Annotated in this window: 14 protein-coding genes and 1 pseudogene; 6 read left to right on the forward strand and 9 right to left on the reverse strand. The window is 65.7% G+C overall.

Annotation, left to right across the window (positions count from 1 at the left end; genetic code table 11):
• Positions 1 to 6 precede the first annotated feature (6 nt).
• Positions 7 to 1,140, reverse strand: coding sequence for an alpha-hydroxy acid oxidase (locus ACRQ5Q_RS20435; RefSeq protein ID WP_439368345.1), 1,134 nt, complete (start codon positions 1,138 to 1,140; stop codon positions 7 to 9).
• A 292-nt stretch (positions 1,141 to 1,432) separates the two neighbouring features.
• On the opposite strand from ACRQ5Q_RS20435, the gene ACRQ5Q_RS20440 reads away from it, so the two are divergent.
• Positions 1,433 to 2,770 carry a S41 family peptidase gene (locus ACRQ5Q_RS20440; protein WP_439368344.1) on the forward strand — a complete coding sequence of 446 codons (1,338 nt, stop codon included), beginning with the start codon at positions 1,433 to 1,435 and terminating at the stop codon, positions 2,768 to 2,770.
• A 174-nt stretch (positions 2,771 to 2,944) separates the two neighbouring features.
• Here the strand turns inward: ACRQ5Q_RS20440 and ACRQ5Q_RS20445 are convergent, their stop codons facing one another.
• Positions 2,945 to 5,665, reverse strand: a complete 2,721-nt coding sequence (locus ACRQ5Q_RS20445; protein ID WP_439399676.1) for a bifunctional diguanylate cyclase/phosphodiesterase — start codon at positions 5,663 to 5,665, stop codon at positions 2,945 to 2,947.
• A gap of 297 nt (positions 5,666 to 5,962) precedes the next feature.
• Here ACRQ5Q_RS20445 and ACRQ5Q_RS20450 point away from each other — a divergent pair.
• Positions 5,963 to 6,128, forward strand: a pseudogene (locus ACRQ5Q_RS20450) (Flp family type IVb pilin).
• 9 nt (positions 6,129 to 6,137) lie between these two features.
• On the opposite strand, the gene moaC reads toward ACRQ5Q_RS20450, so the two are convergent.
• From moaC to ACRQ5Q_RS20470, 4 genes are read right to left on the reverse strand one after another with little or no spacing between them, the layout of a single operon-like run.
• Entirely contained in the window at positions 6,138 to 6,653 is a 516-nt protein-coding gene (gene moaC, locus ACRQ5Q_RS20455) for a cyclic pyranopterin monophosphate synthase MoaC (RefSeq protein ID WP_439368340.1), read from the reverse strand.
• A 1-nt stretch (position 6,654) separates the two neighbouring features.
• Positions 6,655 to 7,476, reverse strand: coding sequence for an indole-3-glycerol phosphate synthase TrpC (gene trpC / locus ACRQ5Q_RS20460; protein ID WP_439368338.1), 822 nt, complete (start codon positions 7,474 to 7,476; stop codon positions 6,655 to 6,657).
• Between the two features lie 7 nt (positions 7,477 to 7,483).
• The gene (gene trpD / locus ACRQ5Q_RS20465) at positions 7,484 to 8,497 is read right to left on the reverse strand and encodes an anthranilate phosphoribosyltransferase (protein WP_439368337.1); all 1,014 of its coding nucleotides are present in this window, start codon (positions 8,495 to 8,497) and stop codon (positions 7,484 to 7,486) included.
• A gap of 14 nt (positions 8,498 to 8,511) precedes the next feature.
• A complete protein-coding gene (locus ACRQ5Q_RS20470; RefSeq protein WP_439399678.1) occupies positions 8,512 to 10,410 on the reverse strand; it encodes a SurA N-terminal domain-containing protein in 1,899 nt (632 codons plus the stop codon).
• 254 nt (positions 10,411 to 10,664) lie between these two features.
• On the opposite strand from ACRQ5Q_RS20470, the gene tpiA reads away from it, so the two are divergent.
• From tpiA to ACRQ5Q_RS20485, 3 genes are all read left to right on the forward strand, one after another.
• A complete protein-coding gene (gene tpiA, locus ACRQ5Q_RS20475; RefSeq protein WP_439368334.1) occupies positions 10,665 to 11,420 on the forward strand; it encodes a triose-phosphate isomerase in 756 nt (251 codons plus the stop codon).
• Between the two features lie 139 nt (positions 11,421 to 11,559).
• Positions 11,560 to 11,943 (forward strand): preprotein translocase subunit SecG, encoded by a 384-nt coding sequence (gene secG / locus ACRQ5Q_RS20480; protein WP_439368333.1) that lies wholly within the window; start codon positions 11,560 to 11,562, stop codon positions 11,941 to 11,943.
• 166 nt (positions 11,944 to 12,109) lie between these two features.
• Positions 12,110 to 13,741: a CTP synthase gene (locus ACRQ5Q_RS20485; RefSeq protein ID WP_439368332.1), complete on the forward strand. Its 1,632-nt coding sequence runs from the start codon at positions 12,110 to 12,112 to the stop codon at positions 13,739 to 13,741.
• A gap of 4 nt (positions 13,742 to 13,745) precedes the next feature.
• Here the strand turns inward: ACRQ5Q_RS20485 and ACRQ5Q_RS20490 are convergent, their stop codons facing one another.
• From ACRQ5Q_RS20490 to ACRQ5Q_RS20500, 3 genes are all read right to left on the reverse strand, one after another.
• Complete coding sequence (locus tag ACRQ5Q_RS20490) at positions 13,746 to 14,408, reverse strand: class I SAM-dependent methyltransferase (RefSeq protein ID WP_439392163.1); 663 nt, start codon at positions 14,406 to 14,408, stop codon at positions 13,746 to 13,748.
• A 107-nt stretch (positions 14,409 to 14,515) separates the two neighbouring features.
• A complete protein-coding gene (locus tag ACRQ5Q_RS20495; RefSeq protein ID WP_439392164.1) occupies positions 14,516 to 15,892 on the reverse strand; it encodes a sensor histidine kinase in 1,377 nt (458 codons plus the stop codon).
• Between the two features lie 10 nt (positions 15,893 to 15,902).
• Positions 15,903 to 16,580, reverse strand: a complete 678-nt coding sequence (locus tag ACRQ5Q_RS20500) for a response regulator (protein WP_439368328.1) — start codon at positions 16,578 to 16,580, stop codon at positions 15,903 to 15,905.
• 187 nt (positions 16,581 to 16,767) lie between these two features.
• On the opposite strand from ACRQ5Q_RS20500, the gene ACRQ5Q_RS20505 reads away from it, so the two are divergent.
• On the forward strand, positions 16,768 to 17,094 hold the full coding sequence (locus tag ACRQ5Q_RS20505) for an NIPSNAP family protein (protein ID WP_439392165.1): 327 nt from the start codon (positions 16,768 to 16,770) through the stop codon (positions 17,092 to 17,094).
• The last annotated feature ends 104 nt before the right edge of the window (positions 17,095 to 17,198 follow it).

Consider the following 17,198-nt stretch of genomic DNA (forward strand, 5'->3'; position numbering starts at 1 on the left):
CTTTCCTCAGTATCGATAGGGATCGTGGTCGAACAGCGGGAACGCGCTGAACACGCTCGGCGCGTTGGTCGCGGTGGCCGGATGCAGGCAGGACTTGCCGACCTCGGCGAACGAAGTAGCGCCCAAAAGGCCGAGGCAGCGCAGCACTTCGTCTTCCAGCAGCTCCAGCATCCGCGCCACGCCTGCTTCCCCGGCCGCCGCCAGGGCCCAGCATTGCAGCCGGCCGATGCCGACGAGGTCGGCGCCTGCCGCAAGCGCCTTGACGATGTCGGTGCCGCGGCAGAAGCCGCCATCGACCATGATCCTGGCGCGGCCTTTCACGACGTCGACGATCTCGGGCAGGACATGCATGGCGCCGCGGCCGTGATCGAGCTGGCGGCCGCCATGGTTGGAGACGTAGATCCACTCGACGCCGTGATCGAGCGCGATCTGTGCATCCTCGGCGGTGGCGATGCCCTTCAGGATCAGAGGGATCTTGAACTTGTCCTTGATCATCTTCACGGTCCGCCACTCCAGGCCCTTCTGGTAGTCGCCGCCGGTGGCGCGCAGGCGGCTTTCGCGAACGTAGCGCTTGGCGATGTCACGTTCGCGACGGCTGTAATGGGCGGTGTCCACAGTCAGGCAGAAGGCGGCGTAGCCGTTCTTCTCGGCGCGGCTGACGACATCAGCGACGAAAGCGTCGTCGCCGCGCACATAGAGCTGGTAGAGACGCAGCGCCTCGGGGGCAGCCTCGGCGGTCTTCTCCAGGCCGGGCTCGGACACCGAGCTCAGCATGTGCGCCGCACCGAAAGTGCCGGCGGCACGCGCGACGCTCGCGGCCCCATCCGGGTCGAAAATCTCGAGCGCGCCGACCGGGGCCAGCACCACCGGCAGGCGCATCTTGCGGCCGAACTGCTCGACGCTTCCATCGACCTTGCGAACGTCGCGCAGCACGCGCGGGCGGAAGGCGATCTCGTCCAGCGCCATCCGGTTGCGGCGCATCGTGGTCTCGGTCTCGGCGGCGCCGATGATATAGTCCCAGGCGTTCTGGTTGAGGTTGGCGCGCGCCTTCCGGATGAATTCGTGCAGATTCTGGAACGGCTCGTTGCTGGCGCCGAGTTCGACGTTCCGTTCCGGCCGGATGCGGGGCGCTTCGTTCATTGTTGTCCTCCCGAGAATTTGAAGCCTTGTGTCATCGCCTAACCCGTCCGCCTCTGCAAAACCATCCTAAAATCGCATAGCTGCGAAGCGCGGGCCGACCGCTTCCGCCATTCGTGCAGTGGCGGTTTCGGAACGTTGCCAAAAGTTTAGGCCCGGACGAAGGGATTTTTGCGGGTGCCCCACCGGCGTTGCGGGCCGGCCTTGAAGAAACCCGAATGGTATTGTGAGAACCGGGCTGGATCGCCATTTGCATGGCGGCTCCCGAGCCCCGAGCAAGAAGGCTAACTCATCCATGCGGAAATCCCTGCTGTTCCCCCTTGGCGCGCTCACCGGCGTGTGCCTGACCCTTCTGGTATCCGGTCCGCAGGGCGGGCTATGGGCGGCGAGGGCGGCGGCAGGTGCGGACGATGCCTATTCCAAGCTCAACCTGTTCGGCGAAGTGTTCGAGCGGGTGAAGGCGAGCTATGTCGAGAAGCCGGACAACTCCAAGCTGATCGAAGGCGCGATCACCGGCATGGTGACATCGCTCGATCCGCATTCACGCTACATGAACGACAAGGCCTGGACCGAGATGCAGGAGACCACCTCCGGCGAGTTCGGCGGGCTCGGCATCGAGGTCACGATGGAGGACGGCCTCGTCAAGGTCGTCTCGCCGATCGACGATACGCCGGCCTCCAAGGCCGGCATCATGTCCGGCGACCTCATCAGCAAGATCGACGGCGAGGCCGTGCAAGGCATGACGCTCGAGCAGGCCGTCAACAAGATGAAGGGCCCGGTCGACACGAAGACCAAGCTCACCATCGTGCGCAAGGGTGCGGACGCCCCGCTCGACGTCGCGATCACGCGCGAGATCATCCATGTGCGTCCCGTCCGCTTCCATGTCGAGAACGGCGACATCGGCTACATCCGCGTGACCTCGTTCAACGAGCAGACCACCGACGGCCTGAAGAAGGCGATTGCCTCGATCTCCAAGCAGGTGCCGCAGGAGAAGCTGGTCGGCTACGTGATGGACCTGCGCAACAATCCGGGCGGATTGCTCGACCAGGCCGTGTCGGTGTCGAGCGCGTTCCTGCAGCGCGGCGAGGTGGTCTCGACCCGCGGCCGCAACCCGGAGGAGACCCAGCGCTTCACCGCGCATGGCGGCGACCTCACCAAGGGCAAGCCGCTCGTGATCCTGGTCAATGGCGGCTCGGCTTCGGCCTCGGAGATCGTGGCCGGTGCGCTGCATGACCACAAGCGTGCCACGATCATCGGCACGCGCTCGTTCGGCAAGGGCTCGGTGCAGACCATCATCCCGCTCGGCTCCGGCAACGGCGCGCTGGCGCTGACCACGGCGCGCTACTACACGCCGTCAGGCCGCTCGATCCAGGCCCAGGGCATCGCGCCCGACATCGAGATCCTCCAGGAGGTGCCGCCCGAGCTGAAGGGCCGGATGGACACGATGGCGGAGTCGCAGATGCGCGGCCATCTGCAGGCCGCCGACGGCGCCGAGCAGACCGGATCGCAATCCTACGTCCCGCCGGAGGAGAAGGACGACAAGGCCCTGCATGCGGCCTACGACTTCCTCCACGGCGTCACCGCGAACGCGGTCGCCGCCAAGCCCGCGCCGAAGGCTGCAGTGCCGAACTAGACTTTCCGATCTCCAGAAACCGATCGCCGGGAGCGGATGACCGCTCTCGGGCGAATTCGTCTTGCGGGCTGTCGCGGTGATCCGTCGCCCGGATGGAGCGCGGCGCAGTCCGGGATTCACACTACGCGAAAAATCGCGCGGTGGGGTTGGGTCTGGCCTTCGCGACGTTCCGACCTAACCGGCCTCGCGCCGGCGGCCCGCGCTGCCTTCGCGCCGGGCGAGCCGGCTGCGATGCAGCGCGAACAGCTCCAGCATCTTGTCGGCAGGCTTGGCGGCGCTGAATAGATATCCCTGCATCTCGGTGCAGCCGAGCGTGCGCAGCAGGCGCTGCTGCTCCTCGGTCTCGACACCCTCGGCCGTGGTCGCCATGCGGCGGGCGCTGGCGAGGTTGACGACGGCCTGGACGATGCTGGCGGAGCCGTCCGGGCCGGCGATATCGTCGACGAAGCAGCGGTCGATCTTGATCTTGTCGAACGGGAAGCGGTGCAGATAGCTCAGCGAGGAATAACCGGTGCCGAAATCATCGAGCGCGATGCGTACGCCAATGGCGCGGAGCTGGTGCAGGATCGCGAGCGCCGTGTCGTCGTCGCGAATCAGAACCGCCTCGGTGATCTCGAGTTCGAGCCGGCTTGCCGGAAGGTTGGAGGCGGCGAGTGCCGCCATGATCTTCAGCGCCAACGTACCGCTCTTGAATTGCACCGGCGAGACGTTGACGGCGAGGCGGATGTCGTCGGGCCAGCCGGCCGCATCCCGGCAGGCGGTCGCCAGGACCCATTCGCCGATCTCGTTGATCAGGCCGGTATCCTCGGCGATGGGGATGAACTCGGCCGGCGAGACCATGCCGCGCTCGGGATGGCGCCAGCGCACCAGCGCCTCGCAGCCGGTGATGCGGTCGTCCTTCAAGCCCAGGCAAGGCTGGTAATAGACCTCGAGGCCCCCATGCGCGATGGCGTGGCGCAGGTCGATCTCGAGCTGCCGACGCTCGCGGACCTTGGCATCCATTTCGGGCTCGAAGAAGCGGTAGGTGCGGCGTCCCGCGGATTTGGCGGCGTACATCGCAAGGTCCGCGTTCTTCAGGATCTGGTCGACCGCCGTGCCGTGTCCCGGCGCCAGCGCGATGCCGATGCTGGCGTCGCTGGTGAGATGATGGCCCATGCAGTCGAAGGGCGTCCGAATGGCCTGGAAGACCCGGGCGACGAGATCGTTGACCTGGTCCGGCGACGTCACCGCGCTCTGCACGATGGCAAACTCGTCGCCGCCGAGCCGCGCCACGAAGTCCGTCGGGCCGGCGCAACGGCTGAGGCTGGTTGCGACCGATTTCAGAAGCTCGTCGCCGACGAGATGACCGAGCGCGTCGTTGACCCCCTTGAACTCGTCGATGTCGATGTAGTGCACCGCGACCTCCTCGCCATCGACGATGGCGGCGAGTTCCTGTCGCAGATGTTCGTGGAACATGGCGCGGTTGGGCAGATCGGTCAGCGCGTCGTAATGGGCAAGACGGGTGATGCGCTCCTCGATGCGCCGCCGTTCGGTGATGTCCTCGTGCGTCGCCACCCAGCCGCCGTCCGTGAGCGGTTCGGTGAGGACCTGGATCGAGCGGCCGTCCGCGGTGTCGACCACCATCGAATTGCGCACATGGATGTCGCGCAGCACGCGTTCGACATATTGATCGACGTCGCCGGTGAACGAGCCGGTCGTCTTGCGATGCGCGATGATGTCGTGGAAGCTGCAGCCCGGCGTCACAACGGCGGCCGAGAGGCCATACATGTCGATGTAGCGCTGATTGCACACCACGAGCCGCCGGTCCGCGTCGAACAGCAGCAAGCCCTGGGTCATGTTGTTGACGGCGCGGTCGAGACGCTGCTTCTCCAGCATCAGGCGTTCCCTGGAGAGGCGATGCTGCTCCAGCAGCTTGCGCACGATCGCGATCAGAACGCCGGCGATGGCGAGTGCGGAAGAGGCGGCGACCGAGACCAGGATGCCGATCTGCTCGCGCCAGTCCGTCAGGGCCGCCGCGCGTGTCGTGGTGGCCATCATCAGGATCGGGTAGTGGGGCAGGGCGTGCGAAGCGATCAGGCGGTCCTCGCGGTCGACCGGGCTCATGAAGCGTCCGGCGAAGTGATCGAGCCCGAAGACCCGCTGCTGCTCGAACGCGCCGGTCTTGAAATTCCGTCCCATCAATTCGTTGGAATGGGGATAGCCGGCGAGCAGCGTGCCGTCGCGATGCAGCATCGAGATCGTCGCGCCTTCGCCGAGCACCACGGATTCGAAGAATTTCTCGAAATTCGCTGGCTCGATGCCGCGTCCGACCACGCCCATGAACTCGCCGTTCGAGCCCACGATCCTGCGCACAAGCAGGATGGTCCAGGCGCCGGAGATCCGGCTGTGCAGCGGCTCGATCAGGACATCAGGCGAATGAGGGTCGTATTTGAAGGTGCGGAAATAGGCACGATCGGCAACGTTCACCTTTGGGACGGGCCATGCCGTCGATGAATTGATCAGATTGCCGTCGGCATCGATGATGTTGACCCCGCCGATGTAAGGAAGCGCCTCGATCTTCGAGCGCAGCGTGCGGTGAATGTCCTGGCCCGAGAGGCGCTTGCGATAGTCGTCCGCGTTGGAAACGCCGATCGCGCGGACGTGGTCGACGAAGTCCTTCTGGATGACCGCGAAATCCTGCAATTGCTGATCGAAATGATGGGCCAGCATCAAGACGGTGTTTTCCAGCTCGCGGCCGGAATTGCGCAGCGCGCGTTCGCGGAAGTTCTGCGCCATCAGCGTCGCGCCGACGGCGATCGCGGCGATCAGCAGCGTGCCGCCCACGACCAGCCATCGGATTGGTCCGCTGCGCGCGAAGGCATGGTCGTAAAGGCGACTGCCGAATTTCGTCATCATGTCGATCGCTGCCGCGCACACGCCAGGATCAGCTCCTGATCCTCAAAACATCCGTTGGTTTACGGGAACGGTATGGAGCAGAAGTTAGGAAGCGCGGTTAATGCGACATGAAGCATCGCACAGAAACCCGGAGGCAAGCCGTGCAGGAATTGCCGCAAGACACCTGCGCTGCTGGACAGTTCCTGCGGACAGGCCGCAATCAACCAAGGCTTAACCATCTAACGCGTTGGCGATCCTCAACTCGCCGTTGGCACGTGGGTCAGAGAACATCGCTGCCAACGACACGGTGAGGGGTTGATCGTGAAAACCGTTTTGAAGATCTTCATTCCCGAATCCGGTGCGACGGCGATCGAATACGTCCTGATTGCCGCCGGCATCACGCTTTGCGACCATCGCCGTGGTCAACAACCTCGGTTCGACGCTGAAGCTGAAATTCGGATCGATCAGCACGTCGCTGAAATAGGCTTGCACCTCAGGCCCGGTAATGACCGGACTTGCCGCCGAGCTTCTCGACCAGATGGATGCCCTCGATGCGCACGCCGCGCTCGACGGCCTTGATCATGTCGTAGATGGTGAGGCAGGCGACCGACACGGCCGTGAGCGCCTCCATCTCGACGCCGGTCGGACCTGTCACCTTGACGCTGGCGCGGACGAGGCAGCCCGGCAGTTTCGCGTCGGGCTCGATGTCGACCGTGACCTTGGAGAGCGCGAGCGGATGGCAGAGCGGGATCAGCTCCGAGGTGCGCTTCGCCGCCATGATGCCGGCGATGCGCGCGGTGCCGAGCACGTCGCCCTTCTTTGCGTTGCCCGACACGATCAGATCAAGCGTGGCCTTCGTCATGACGACGCGGCCTTCCGCGACCGCGAGCCGTTCGGTCGCGGGCTTGGCCGAGACATCCACCATCCGCGCCTCGCCGGAGGTGCCGATATGGGTGAGGGCGGGGCCGGCTTTCTTCGAGGTCTTGGTCGCGGAGGCCTTGCGCGCCATGTCAGCGCGTGCCCGTCGCGCGCGCTGCGTTCTCGCGCGCGAGCAGCGTTCGCGTGGCTGCGGTCACGTCGGCCTGCCGCATCAGGCTCTCGCCGACCAGGAAGGTCGACATGCCGACCCGCTCGAGCCGGGCGAGATCGGCAGGGGTGGAGATGCCGCTTTCGCCGACCATCAGCCTGTCCCTTGGGATCAGCGGCGCCAGCGTTTCGCTGGTCGCGAGCGTAGTCTGGAAGGTGCGCAGATTGCGGTTGTTGACGCCGATCATCGGCGAACGCAGCTTCAGCGCCCGGTCGAGCTCGGCACGGTCGTGGATCTCGATCAGCACATCCATGCCGTAGGCGAGGGCCGCGTCTTCGAGGTCCTTGGCGGTGGCGTCGTCGAGCGCGGCCATGATGATCAGGATGCAGTCGGCGCCATGTGCGCGGGCTTCGGCCACCTGGTAGGTGTCGAACATGAAATCCTTGCGCAGCACCGGCAGCGAGGTTGCCGCGCGCGCGGCCACCATGAAGTCAAGATGGCCCTGGAACGATGGCGTGTCCGTCAGCACCGATAGGCACGCAGCGCCGCCGGCCTCATAGGCCTTGGCAAGATCAGGCGGATCGAAATCGGCGCGGATCAATCCTTTCGACGGCGAGGCCTTCTTGATCTCGGCAATCAGCGCGTAGTCGCGATTGGCATGCTTGGCCCTGATCGCGCGTACGAAGCCGCGCGGCGCGGGCTGCGCCTTGGCCTTGGCCTCTACCTCGGACAGCGGCTGCGCGCGCTTGGCCGCGGCGATCTCCTCGCGCTTGTACGCCTCGATCTTGGTCAGGATGTCCGACATGTCAGGCTCAGGCGTTGGAGACCGCGATCAGATGTTTCAGCCGCGCGTTCGCGGCGCCGCTGTCGAGCGATTTTGCGCCGATCGCAACGCCCTCCTTGAGGTCCTTGGCACGTCCGGCCACGACCAGTGCGGCCGCGGCGTTCATCAACGCCACGTCGCGGTAGGGACTCGGCTTGCCGTTGAGCACGCTTTGCAGCGCGATCGCATTGGCGTCGGCATCGCCGCCCTTGAGCGCACCGGTCTCGCAGCATGAGAGCCCGGCTTCCTCCGGTGTCACCTCGAAATTGCGGATCTCGCCGTTCTGAAGCGCGGACACGAAGGTCGGGCCGGTGAGGGTGATCTCGTCGAGTCCATCAGAGCCGTGCACGACCCACGCGGATTCGGAGCCGAGGTTCTTGAGCACCTGCGCCAGCGGCTGCACCCATTGCCTGGAGAACACACCGACCATTTGCCGCTTCACGCCGGCAGGGTTCGACAGCGGGCCGAGCAGGTTGAAGATCGTGCGGGTCGCCAGCTCGACCCGGGTCGGGCCGACGTTCTTCATCGCGGGATGGTGGGCCGGGGCGAACATGAAGCCGATGCCGCATTCGCGCACGCAGCGCCCGACTTGCTGCGGCTTGAGGTCGATCTTCACCCCGAGCGAAGCCAGCACGTCGGCGGCACCCGAGCGCGACGACAGCGCGCGGTTGCCGTGCTTGGCCACCGGCACACCGGCGCCTGCGACGATGAAGGAGGCGCAGGTCGAGACGTTGACCGAGCCCGAGCCGTCGCCGCCTGTGCCGACGATGTCGACCGCGTCTGGCGGTGCCGTCACGGTCAGCATCTTGGATCGCATTGCCGCGACTGCGCCGGTGATCTCATCCACGGTCTCGCCGCGCACCCGCAGCGCCATCAACAGACCGCCCATCTGCGAGGGCGTCGCCTCGCCCGACATCATGGCATCGAAGGCGGATGCGGCTTCGTCACGCGACAGGCTGGCGCCGGTCGCCACTTTTCCAATAATCGATTTCAGGTCGTCCATCGCGTGCTTTCAACTCACTGGTTCGCGCCGGTCACCTGCGCGAAGGCGGCCTGATTAATGGTGGTCCCGATGTCGGTTTCAAGCTTGTTGACGTAGGAGGCGACCTGCTCCTCGGTCAGGGCACGGTCGAGGCTGTCCTTCAGCTTCTTGACCGCCTCCGAGGCGGCATCGACCGGGGGCTCGACGATGTCGGTGACGCGGAACACGATCACCTCGCTGCCGCCGCTCACGGGCGTCTGAGCGACGGCATCCTTGGCGGTACGGAATGCGGCCGCCACGACGGTGCCGGGCACGCTGGCGGGCGAGTCGTCGCGCTTGAAGCCGGTTGCGGTCTCGACCTTGGCGCCGATCGCGGCGGCCTCGTCCGCGAGCTTGCCGCCCGCTTCGAGCTTCTGCACCATTTCGGTCGCCTTGGCCTTCAGCTTGGTCGCGATCTGGTCCTGACGCCAGCGCGCCTCGACCTGGTCGCGGACCTCGTCGAGACTACGGTCGCGCGACGGCGTGATCGCAAGCACGTCGTACCAGACATAGCCGCCCTTGAACGAGATCGCGTCGTTGTCGACGCCGACATCGGTGTTGAAGGCCTGCGACACCACGTCGAGGCCCTGCGGGATGTTGGCCACCGGCTGGCCGTTCGGGCCGCGGCCGGAGCGATCGACGGCGTCGATGGTCACGGCGGTGAGGCCGAGCTTCTGCGCCGCATCGATCACGCTGGAGCCGCCGCCGCGCTCGTCTTCCATCTTGTCGCGCAGGTCGGCGACCTTGACGCGCGCGCGCTCAGTCGCGATCTCGCGCTTGATGTCGCCGGCAAGCTTCGCGTAGTCGGCTTCGACACCCGGCTCGATCTTGTCGACCTTGACGATGGAGGTGCCGAGGGCGCCCTGGATCGGCTGGCTGATCTCACCTGCCGGCAGCGCGAAGGCGGCATCGCCGACCGCGGCATCGAGCGCCGACTTGGTCACGAGCCCGAGATCGACGTCGGAGGCGGTCAGCCCGCGCTCCTTGCCGAGGTCCTCGAACGACATTCCGCCGACGAGGCGCTCGCGCGCGGCCTGCGCCTCGGCGGCGTTGGGGAACACAAGCTGCTGAATCTTGCGCTTCTCCGGGGTGCCGAGCCGGTCCTTGCGCTGCTCGAACAATTTCTTCGCGTCCTCGTCGGAGACCTCGGACCATTTGCCGATCTCTTCCGGCGAGATCACGACGAAGGCGATCTTGCGATATTCGGGCGCGCGGAACTGGACCTTGTGGTCCTCGAAATAGGCGGCGAGCGCCTCGGGCGAGGGCGCGTCGATGGTACCTGCTTGGGCCGCGTCGAGCTTGACGAATTCGATCGAGCGCTGCTCGTTCTGGAAGCGCGTCAGCACGTCGATCATGGCCTTCGGCGGCTCGATGCCGGCCCCGATCGTGCCGGTGAGCTGCCGGCGCAGCGACACCTTGCGCTGCTCGGCGACGTAACGCTGCTCGGTGTAGCCGAAATTGCGGATCACGGCCTGGAAGCGGTTCGCATCGAAGTTGCCGCCGACGCCCTTGAAGTTGGGGTCGTTCATGATGACCTGGCGGATCTGCTCGTCGGATTGGCCGAGCCCGAGCCGGCGTGCCTCTTCGTCGAGGGCAGCTTCCGCGATCGTCTGCTGCAGCACCTGACGGTCGAGGCCGAAGGCGCGCGCCTGGTCGGGCGTCAGCGGACGGCCGAACTGGCGGCTGATCTGCTGCAGGCGGTCAGTGTAGATCTGCCGGAACTCGTTCAGCGAAATCTCGGTGCGGCCGATCTTGGCTACAGTGGACTGGCCAAAGCCCCTGAAGATGTCGGCGATGCCCCAAATGCCGAAACTGACGATCAACACACCCATCACCACGGCCATAATGGTCTTGCCGAGCCAGTTTGATGAGGCCTTGCGCATTCCTCGAAGCATTTGGTCCAACTTGTTTGGTCAGGAGGGGAACGGGAGCGCGTCTTAATGCAGATTCCGCAAAAGCGCGTCACCAAATTGATAGATCATCATAAAGTGGCGGCTTTCCCCCCGCAACCTCGGGTCATGCGACGGCGAGAAGCTGCGGTTAAAAGCCCCAAAGCGTTTTTCGTCAGAAAACGCGTCAGAACAAGAATCTGGAACTGCGGCAGGTCCTCTGCTAGCGCATGAACAACCTCGTATCGCTGGAAATTGACATGACCGACGCCATCCGACCGCTGATTGCCGGCAACTGGAAAATGAACGGCCTGAAGGCCCAGGCTGCCGAATTCGACGCCATGCTCAATGGCGCGGCAGATGTGGTCGCGAAGACCGACTTGCTGGTCTGCCCGCCGGCGACGCTGATCGCCGCCTTTGCCCAGAAGGCACACGGCAAGAACGTTGCGGTGGGGGCGCAGGATTGCCATCCGAAGAGCTCCGGTGCTCATACCGGCGATATCGCCGCCGAAATGCTAGTAGATGCAGGCGCGACGGCCATCATCGTCGGCCATTCCGAGCGCCGTGCCGATCACGGCGAGAGCGATGCCCTGGTCAGGCACAAGGCCGAAGCGGCTTGGCGGGCTGGGGTCACGGCGATCGTTTGCATTGGAGAGACCCAAGGGCAGCGCGACGCCGGCCAGACCCTCGATATCCTGCGCGGTCAGCTCGACGGCTCGCTCCCGGATGCCTCGACCGCCGCCAATCTGGTCGTGGCCTATGAGCCGGTCTGGGCGATCGGGACGGGGCTGACCCCCACGGCTCAGGATGTCGAGCAGATTCATGGGTTTATCCGGGAACTCCTGACCTCACGGTTCAAGGCCGAGGGTACGAAGATGCGGATCCTCTACGGCGGCTCGGTCAAGCCCTCAAACGCGGCCGAGCTGATGGCCGTGAAGAACGTCAACGGCGCGCTGGTCGGCGGCGCCAGCCTGAAGGCGGCCGATTTCCTTGCCATTGCCAAGGGCTGTCCCTAGCTAACCCAAAGCTTTGGTTCTGGGCCGATCGGGGGTGGCAATACCCCCTCTGATCGTGTAACACCGCGCAACTTCAGGAAAACCCGCGAAGCGCGATAGGCCGCCGTCAGGCGCCGCCCGCTTGTGACGGAAGGACACTATGCAGACCGTTGTCATCGTCATTCACCTCATGATCGTCGCCGTCATGATCGGCGCCGTCCTGCTCCAGAAGTCGGAAGGCGGCGGCCTCGGCATGGGGGGCGGCGCGGGCTTCATGTCCAGCCGCGGTACCGCGAACCTCCTGACGCGGACCACCGCGGTCCTGGCTGGGCTCTTCTTCCTCACCAGCATGTTCCTGTCCTGGCACGCGGGCTACAGCCGCGCGCCGTCGTCGATCATCGGCACGCCCGCGTCGCAGGGCCAGCCGGCCGGAGGATCGCCGATCACAGCCCCGACTTCGGGCGGCATCCTGGATACGCTGAAGAAGGCCGATGAGCAGCCGCCGCCGGCCCCGACCGGGCCGCAGGTACCGCGCTCGCAATAAAGCAGGGGGGCCATGCAGGGCGGCGGCTACCGTCCTGCATCAACAATCCCCATCAAAGCACTGTCACCACTCTTAGTTCTGGCTCACCCACAGGCCCGCAAAATGTTTGGGGCGGAATACGAATCGCTTTGGCGAATCGAATTCGAGGGATTAGAGGTTAAGTCCCATGGCGCGGTACATATTCATCACCGGCGGCGTGGTTTCTTCGCTCGGCAAGGGTCTCGCTTCAGCGGCACTCGGTGCCTTGCTGCAGGCCCGGGGCTACAAGGTCCGCCTCCGCAAGCTCGACCCCTATCTCAACCTCGATCCCGGAACGATGTCGCCGTATCAGCACGGCGAAGTGTTCGTGACCGATGACGGTGCGGAGACCGATCTCGACCTCGGTCACTACGAGCGCTTCACCGGCCGGCCGGCGACCAAGGCCGACAACATCACGACGGGGCGCATCTACCAGGACATCATCACCAAGGAGCGCCGCGGCGATTATCTCGGCGCGACCATCCAGGTGGTTCCGCACGTCACCAACGCCATCAAGGAGTTCGTTCTCGACGGCAACGACGATTACGATTTCGTGCTGGTCGAGATCGGCGGCACCGTCGGTGACATCGAAGGCCTGCCGTTCTTCGAGGCGATCCGCCAGCTCAAGAACGAGCTGCCGCGCGATCACGCCGTCTACATCCATCTCACGCTGCTGCCCTACATCCCGAGCGCCGGCGAACTGAAGACCAAGCCCACGCAGCACTCCGTCAAGGAGCTGCGCTCGATCGGCATCCAGCCGGACATCCTGCTCTGCCGCACCGATCGCGAGATTCCGAAGGAAGAGCGGCGCAAGCTCGGCCTGTTCTGCAACGTGCGCGAAAGCGCCGTGATCGAGGCGCGCGACGTCGACAACATCTATGCCGTGCCCGAGGCCTACCACAACGCGGGCCTCGACGACGAGGTGCTCGCCGCCTTCGGCATCGGCTCGCGGATTCCGCCGGTTCTGCAGAGCTGGCAGCAGATCAACGAGCGCATCCGCAATCCCGAAGGCAACGTGACCATCGCCATCGTCGGCAAGTACACCGGCATGAAGGATGCGTACAAGTCGCTGATCGAGGCGCTCTCGCATGGCGGCATCGCCAACAAGGTGAAGGTCAATCTCGACTGGATCGAGAGCGAGATCTTCGAGAAGGAGGATCCGGCGCCGTTCCTCGAGCACGTCAACGGCATCCTCGTGCCGGGCGGATTCGGCCAGCGCGGCGCGGAGGGCAAGATCAAGGCGGCGCAGTTCGCGCGCGAGCGCGACGTGCCGTATTTCGGCATCTGTTTCGGCATGCAGATGGCGGTGATCGAGGCCGCGCGAAATCTCGTCGGCATCGAGGACGCCAACTCCACCGAGTTCGGCCCGACCAAGGAGCCCCTGGTCGGCCTGATGACGGAATGGCTGCGCGGCAACGAGCTCGAGAAGCGCTCGCAGGCCGGCGATCTCGGCGGCACGATGCGCCTTGGCGCCTATCCGGCCGCGCTCAACCGCGGCAGCCGCGTCTCGCAGGTCTATGGCGGCGCCACCGAGATTTCCGAGCGCCACCGCCACCGCTACGAAGTGAACACCGCCTACAAGGATCGCCTCGAGCAGCATGGCCTGAAATTCTCCGGCCTGTCGCCCGACGGCGTGCTGCCTGAGATCGTCGAGTACGAGGATCATCCCTGGTTCATCGGCGTCCAGTTCCACCCCGAACTGAAGTCGCGGCCGTTCGAGCCGCATCCGCTGTTCGCCTCGTTCATTCAGGCGGCCATGGTGCAGAGCCGGCTGGTCTGACGGCTCAGCGCGCGGCGGAGTAGTCGCGCGCGTGATGCATCGGCGCCAAAGCGACCCGCGTTGACGGCTCAGGCGCAAGCGATCCCGTGATCAGCTTCATCTGTGGCCGCCGCGTCAGCCGGTAGACGGCGGCGGGCGGCACGTTCAGCAAGGCACGATCCACGAGCTTTGCGCGCAGGCCCAGCCGATCGAGCACGGGCCGCGGGATCGGACAGCTCATGCCATAGGTGAACTGGTAGAAGGCGCCACCGGGGCGGACATAGCCGAACGCGCCGCTGAGGATCGAGATCACCCGTCGCCTGCTCATGTTGAGCAGCGGCAGGCCGCTCACGACGGCGCCCACGGGCGCGCCGTCATAGAGGCGCTCGTTCGCAAGCCGCGCCGCGTCCATCCACAGCACGCGCGACCCGGGAAAGCGCATTTGCAGGAGCTTCATGAAGTCGGAGCCGTATTCGATCAGCGTGAGGTCCTGCGGACGGACGCCGCGTTTGAGCAGCTTGTAGGTGAACGCGCCGGTGCCGGGCCCGAGCTCGAGAATCGGGCCCGTCGTTGCACTGATCTCGCGCGTGATGAGATCGGCGAGCGCCGCACCCGATGGTACGATCGCGCCCACCCGGCGCGGGGACGACATCCAGGACACGAAAAACGAAAGAAAATCGTTGGGCATGCGCACTCCGGCATCTTGGTTTGCACCTCGACGGAGGTGCTACGGATGCAGTGTCGCGGGAGCGCATTGCGAGAGCATTGCGCTATGGAGTGCGAATGCGAATTGAATCAGCTCTGCCGCACTTCCGGCAGCGCCATCCGGAAACAGGCGCCGCCGTCCGGTCGGTCCGCCACCGAGACGTGGCCGCCATGCAGCTGCACGATCTCGCGCACCATGTTGAGACCGAGGCCGGCACCGCGATCGAGCGGCGTCAGCCGGTAGAACGGCTCGAAGATCTGCTCGCGCTGATCGACGGGGATGCCGGCGCCTTCGTCGGTGACCTCGACACTCGCCGGCCTGCTGACGCGAATCCCGATCGTGCCGCGGCGCGGGCCGTGCTGGATCGCATTCTGCACGAGATTGGTGAGCGCGCGCTCCAGCGCCGCCGCATCGCCCATCGTCTCGATCGGTGTTGCCGGCGCGTCGAGGGCCAACTCGTAGCCGGCGGCAATTGCCAGCGGCGCGAGGTCGGCGGCGACGCTTTGCGCAACGGCGACGAGATCGACCCGTGTGAAGGGATGGCCGCAGCGGTCGAGCCGCTGGATATCGAGCAACTGCTCGGCGAGCGTCGCCAGCCGCGCGGCATCCTCCAGCAGACGGGTCTTGTCCGGCCCAGGGGCCAGTGACTCCAGCCGCGTGTTCAGGATCGCGATCGGCGTGCGCAGCTCGTGCGCGGCATCGGCGACGAAGCGTTTGTGGCGAGCATAGCCCTGGTCGAGCCGCGCCAGCGCGTCGTTGATGGCGGTCACCAGCGGCACGACTTCCAGCGGAATACGCTCCACCGGGAGCCGCGCGCCGCGCTGATGGATGTCGATGCGCCGTGCCTCGTCGGCTGCGGTATCGAGCCCCCTGAACGCGCGCCGCACGATCATCGGCGTCGCAATGAACGTCGCCGTTCCCATCAGGAGCAGGCCGGGCAGGGCGATGCCGAGCAACGCGAGGGAGGTCGCGAACAGCGCCTTGGCGCCGGTCAGACGTCCTTGTGTCGCCGTGATGATTTGCACGTTGCCCGCATCGGTGTCGACCCGCTTCAGCCGCGCGGCCGGCTTGCGCGGATCGTCCTCGAACATCTGCCAGCCGAGCCGCGCCTGGCTGATCTGGTCGAGGCCGTTGCCGATCGCGGCGAATTCGGCCGGCACGGCGCCTTCGCGGAGCGAATGTCCCTGCTTGTCGCGCACCAGGAACCAGAGGTCAGGCGTCTCGCTGCGCAACTGCTGCAGTGCGGCGGTCGATCGCAAGACCAGTCCACCTTGCGCGTCGCGCGTGAGCGCGTGCTGGACGACGTCGATGACACGGTCCTCGTCGCGCCCGGCCAGAACGAAGCCGGAGGCGCAAAGCGCGGTCAGGACGACTGCAACCAGCGCGACCAGGATCGCGGCCTGGAGCGAGAGCAGACGCCAGCTCAATCGCGAGCGCAGGCAATAGGGATCGTCGTGTTTGCTCATGTTGGCGTCTTCAGGCTGGCAGCTTCTTGAGGAGGTAGCCGACGCCGCGAATGCCGTGGATCTCGACGCCCGCGTCGGCCTCCGCGAGCTTTCGCCGCAGTCGCGAGATATGTGTATCCAGCGCGTTGGACTGTATCTCGTCGTCGAAATTGTAGACCGCCTCTTCGAGCGCCGCGCGCAGCACGGTCCGCCCGATGCGGCGGACCAAGGCTTCGAGCACCAGCAGCTCGCGGCGGGGCAGCTCGAATGGCTGGCCGTCGATGCTGGCTTCGCGATGGCCGAGATCGAAGGCGAGGCGGCCGGCACGGATGATTTCGGGGGAGAGGCCCGCGGGCCGCCGCAGGACGGCACGCAGCCGCGCCAGCAGTTCCTCGACTGCAAACGGTTTGGCCAGATAGTCGTCGGCGCCGCTATCGAGCCCGGCGATGCGGTCGGCGAGCTCGCCGCGCGCAGTCAGCACAATGATCGGCACGCCGTCCGCGCGCGCGCGGAGCTTTGGGATCAGCGCCAGGCCATCGCCGTCAGGAAGCTGGCGATCGAGCAGGACCGCGGCATGGACGTCGGCCGAAATGGCCTCCTCCGCCTCGGCCAGCGTCGGGGCATGGTCCACCACCATGTCGTAGCGCTTCAGCGCCGAGGCCAGCGCGCAGGCCATTTCCGCTTCATCCTCGACCAGCAAAATCCGCATGTGACAGGCACCTGAACCGCAACCGAGCCTTTCTAGCGGCCCGACCATTGCGGCAGCATTGCGGGAGGCTGGCGCAGCGCCGAAGCTCAAGCCATGCGCAGAACGCCACAGGGGGCGGCCGGGCGGGGCTCAAGACACCGTCCGGGCCAGCCGCTATAACCGCGGACCTGTTCAGGGAGAAGAATGAATGATCTACGAAATGCGCGTCTATCGCTGCGTGCCCGGCCGCCTGCCGGCGCTGTTGAAGCGGTTCGAGACCGTGACGCTGAAGCTGTGGGAGAAGCACGGCATCAGGCAGGCCGGGTTCTTCACCACCCTGATCGGCGAATCCAACCAGGAGCTGACCTATTTCCTGGCCTGGGAGTCGCTTGCCGAGCGCGAGACGAAGTGGGGCAAGTTCGCGACCGATCCGGACTGGATGAAAGCGCGCGCCGAGAGCGAAGCGGACGGCCAGATCGTCGACAACATCTTCAGCCAGCTGCTGACGCCGACTGCCTTCTCGGCGGTGAAGTAGGAACCTCAAGGGCGGCGCCGGCAGCCCCGGCGCAACCCTGATATTCGGATGGCCCGGGCCGAATAGGGTTGATCCGACCTTCGCGGCGGCTATGGTCGCGGCGA

This window comes from Bradyrhizobium sp. PMVTL-01 (genome assembly GCF_051861855.1).
Taxonomy (GTDB): Bacteria; Pseudomonadota; Alphaproteobacteria; order Rhizobiales; family Xanthobacteraceae; genus Bradyrhizobium.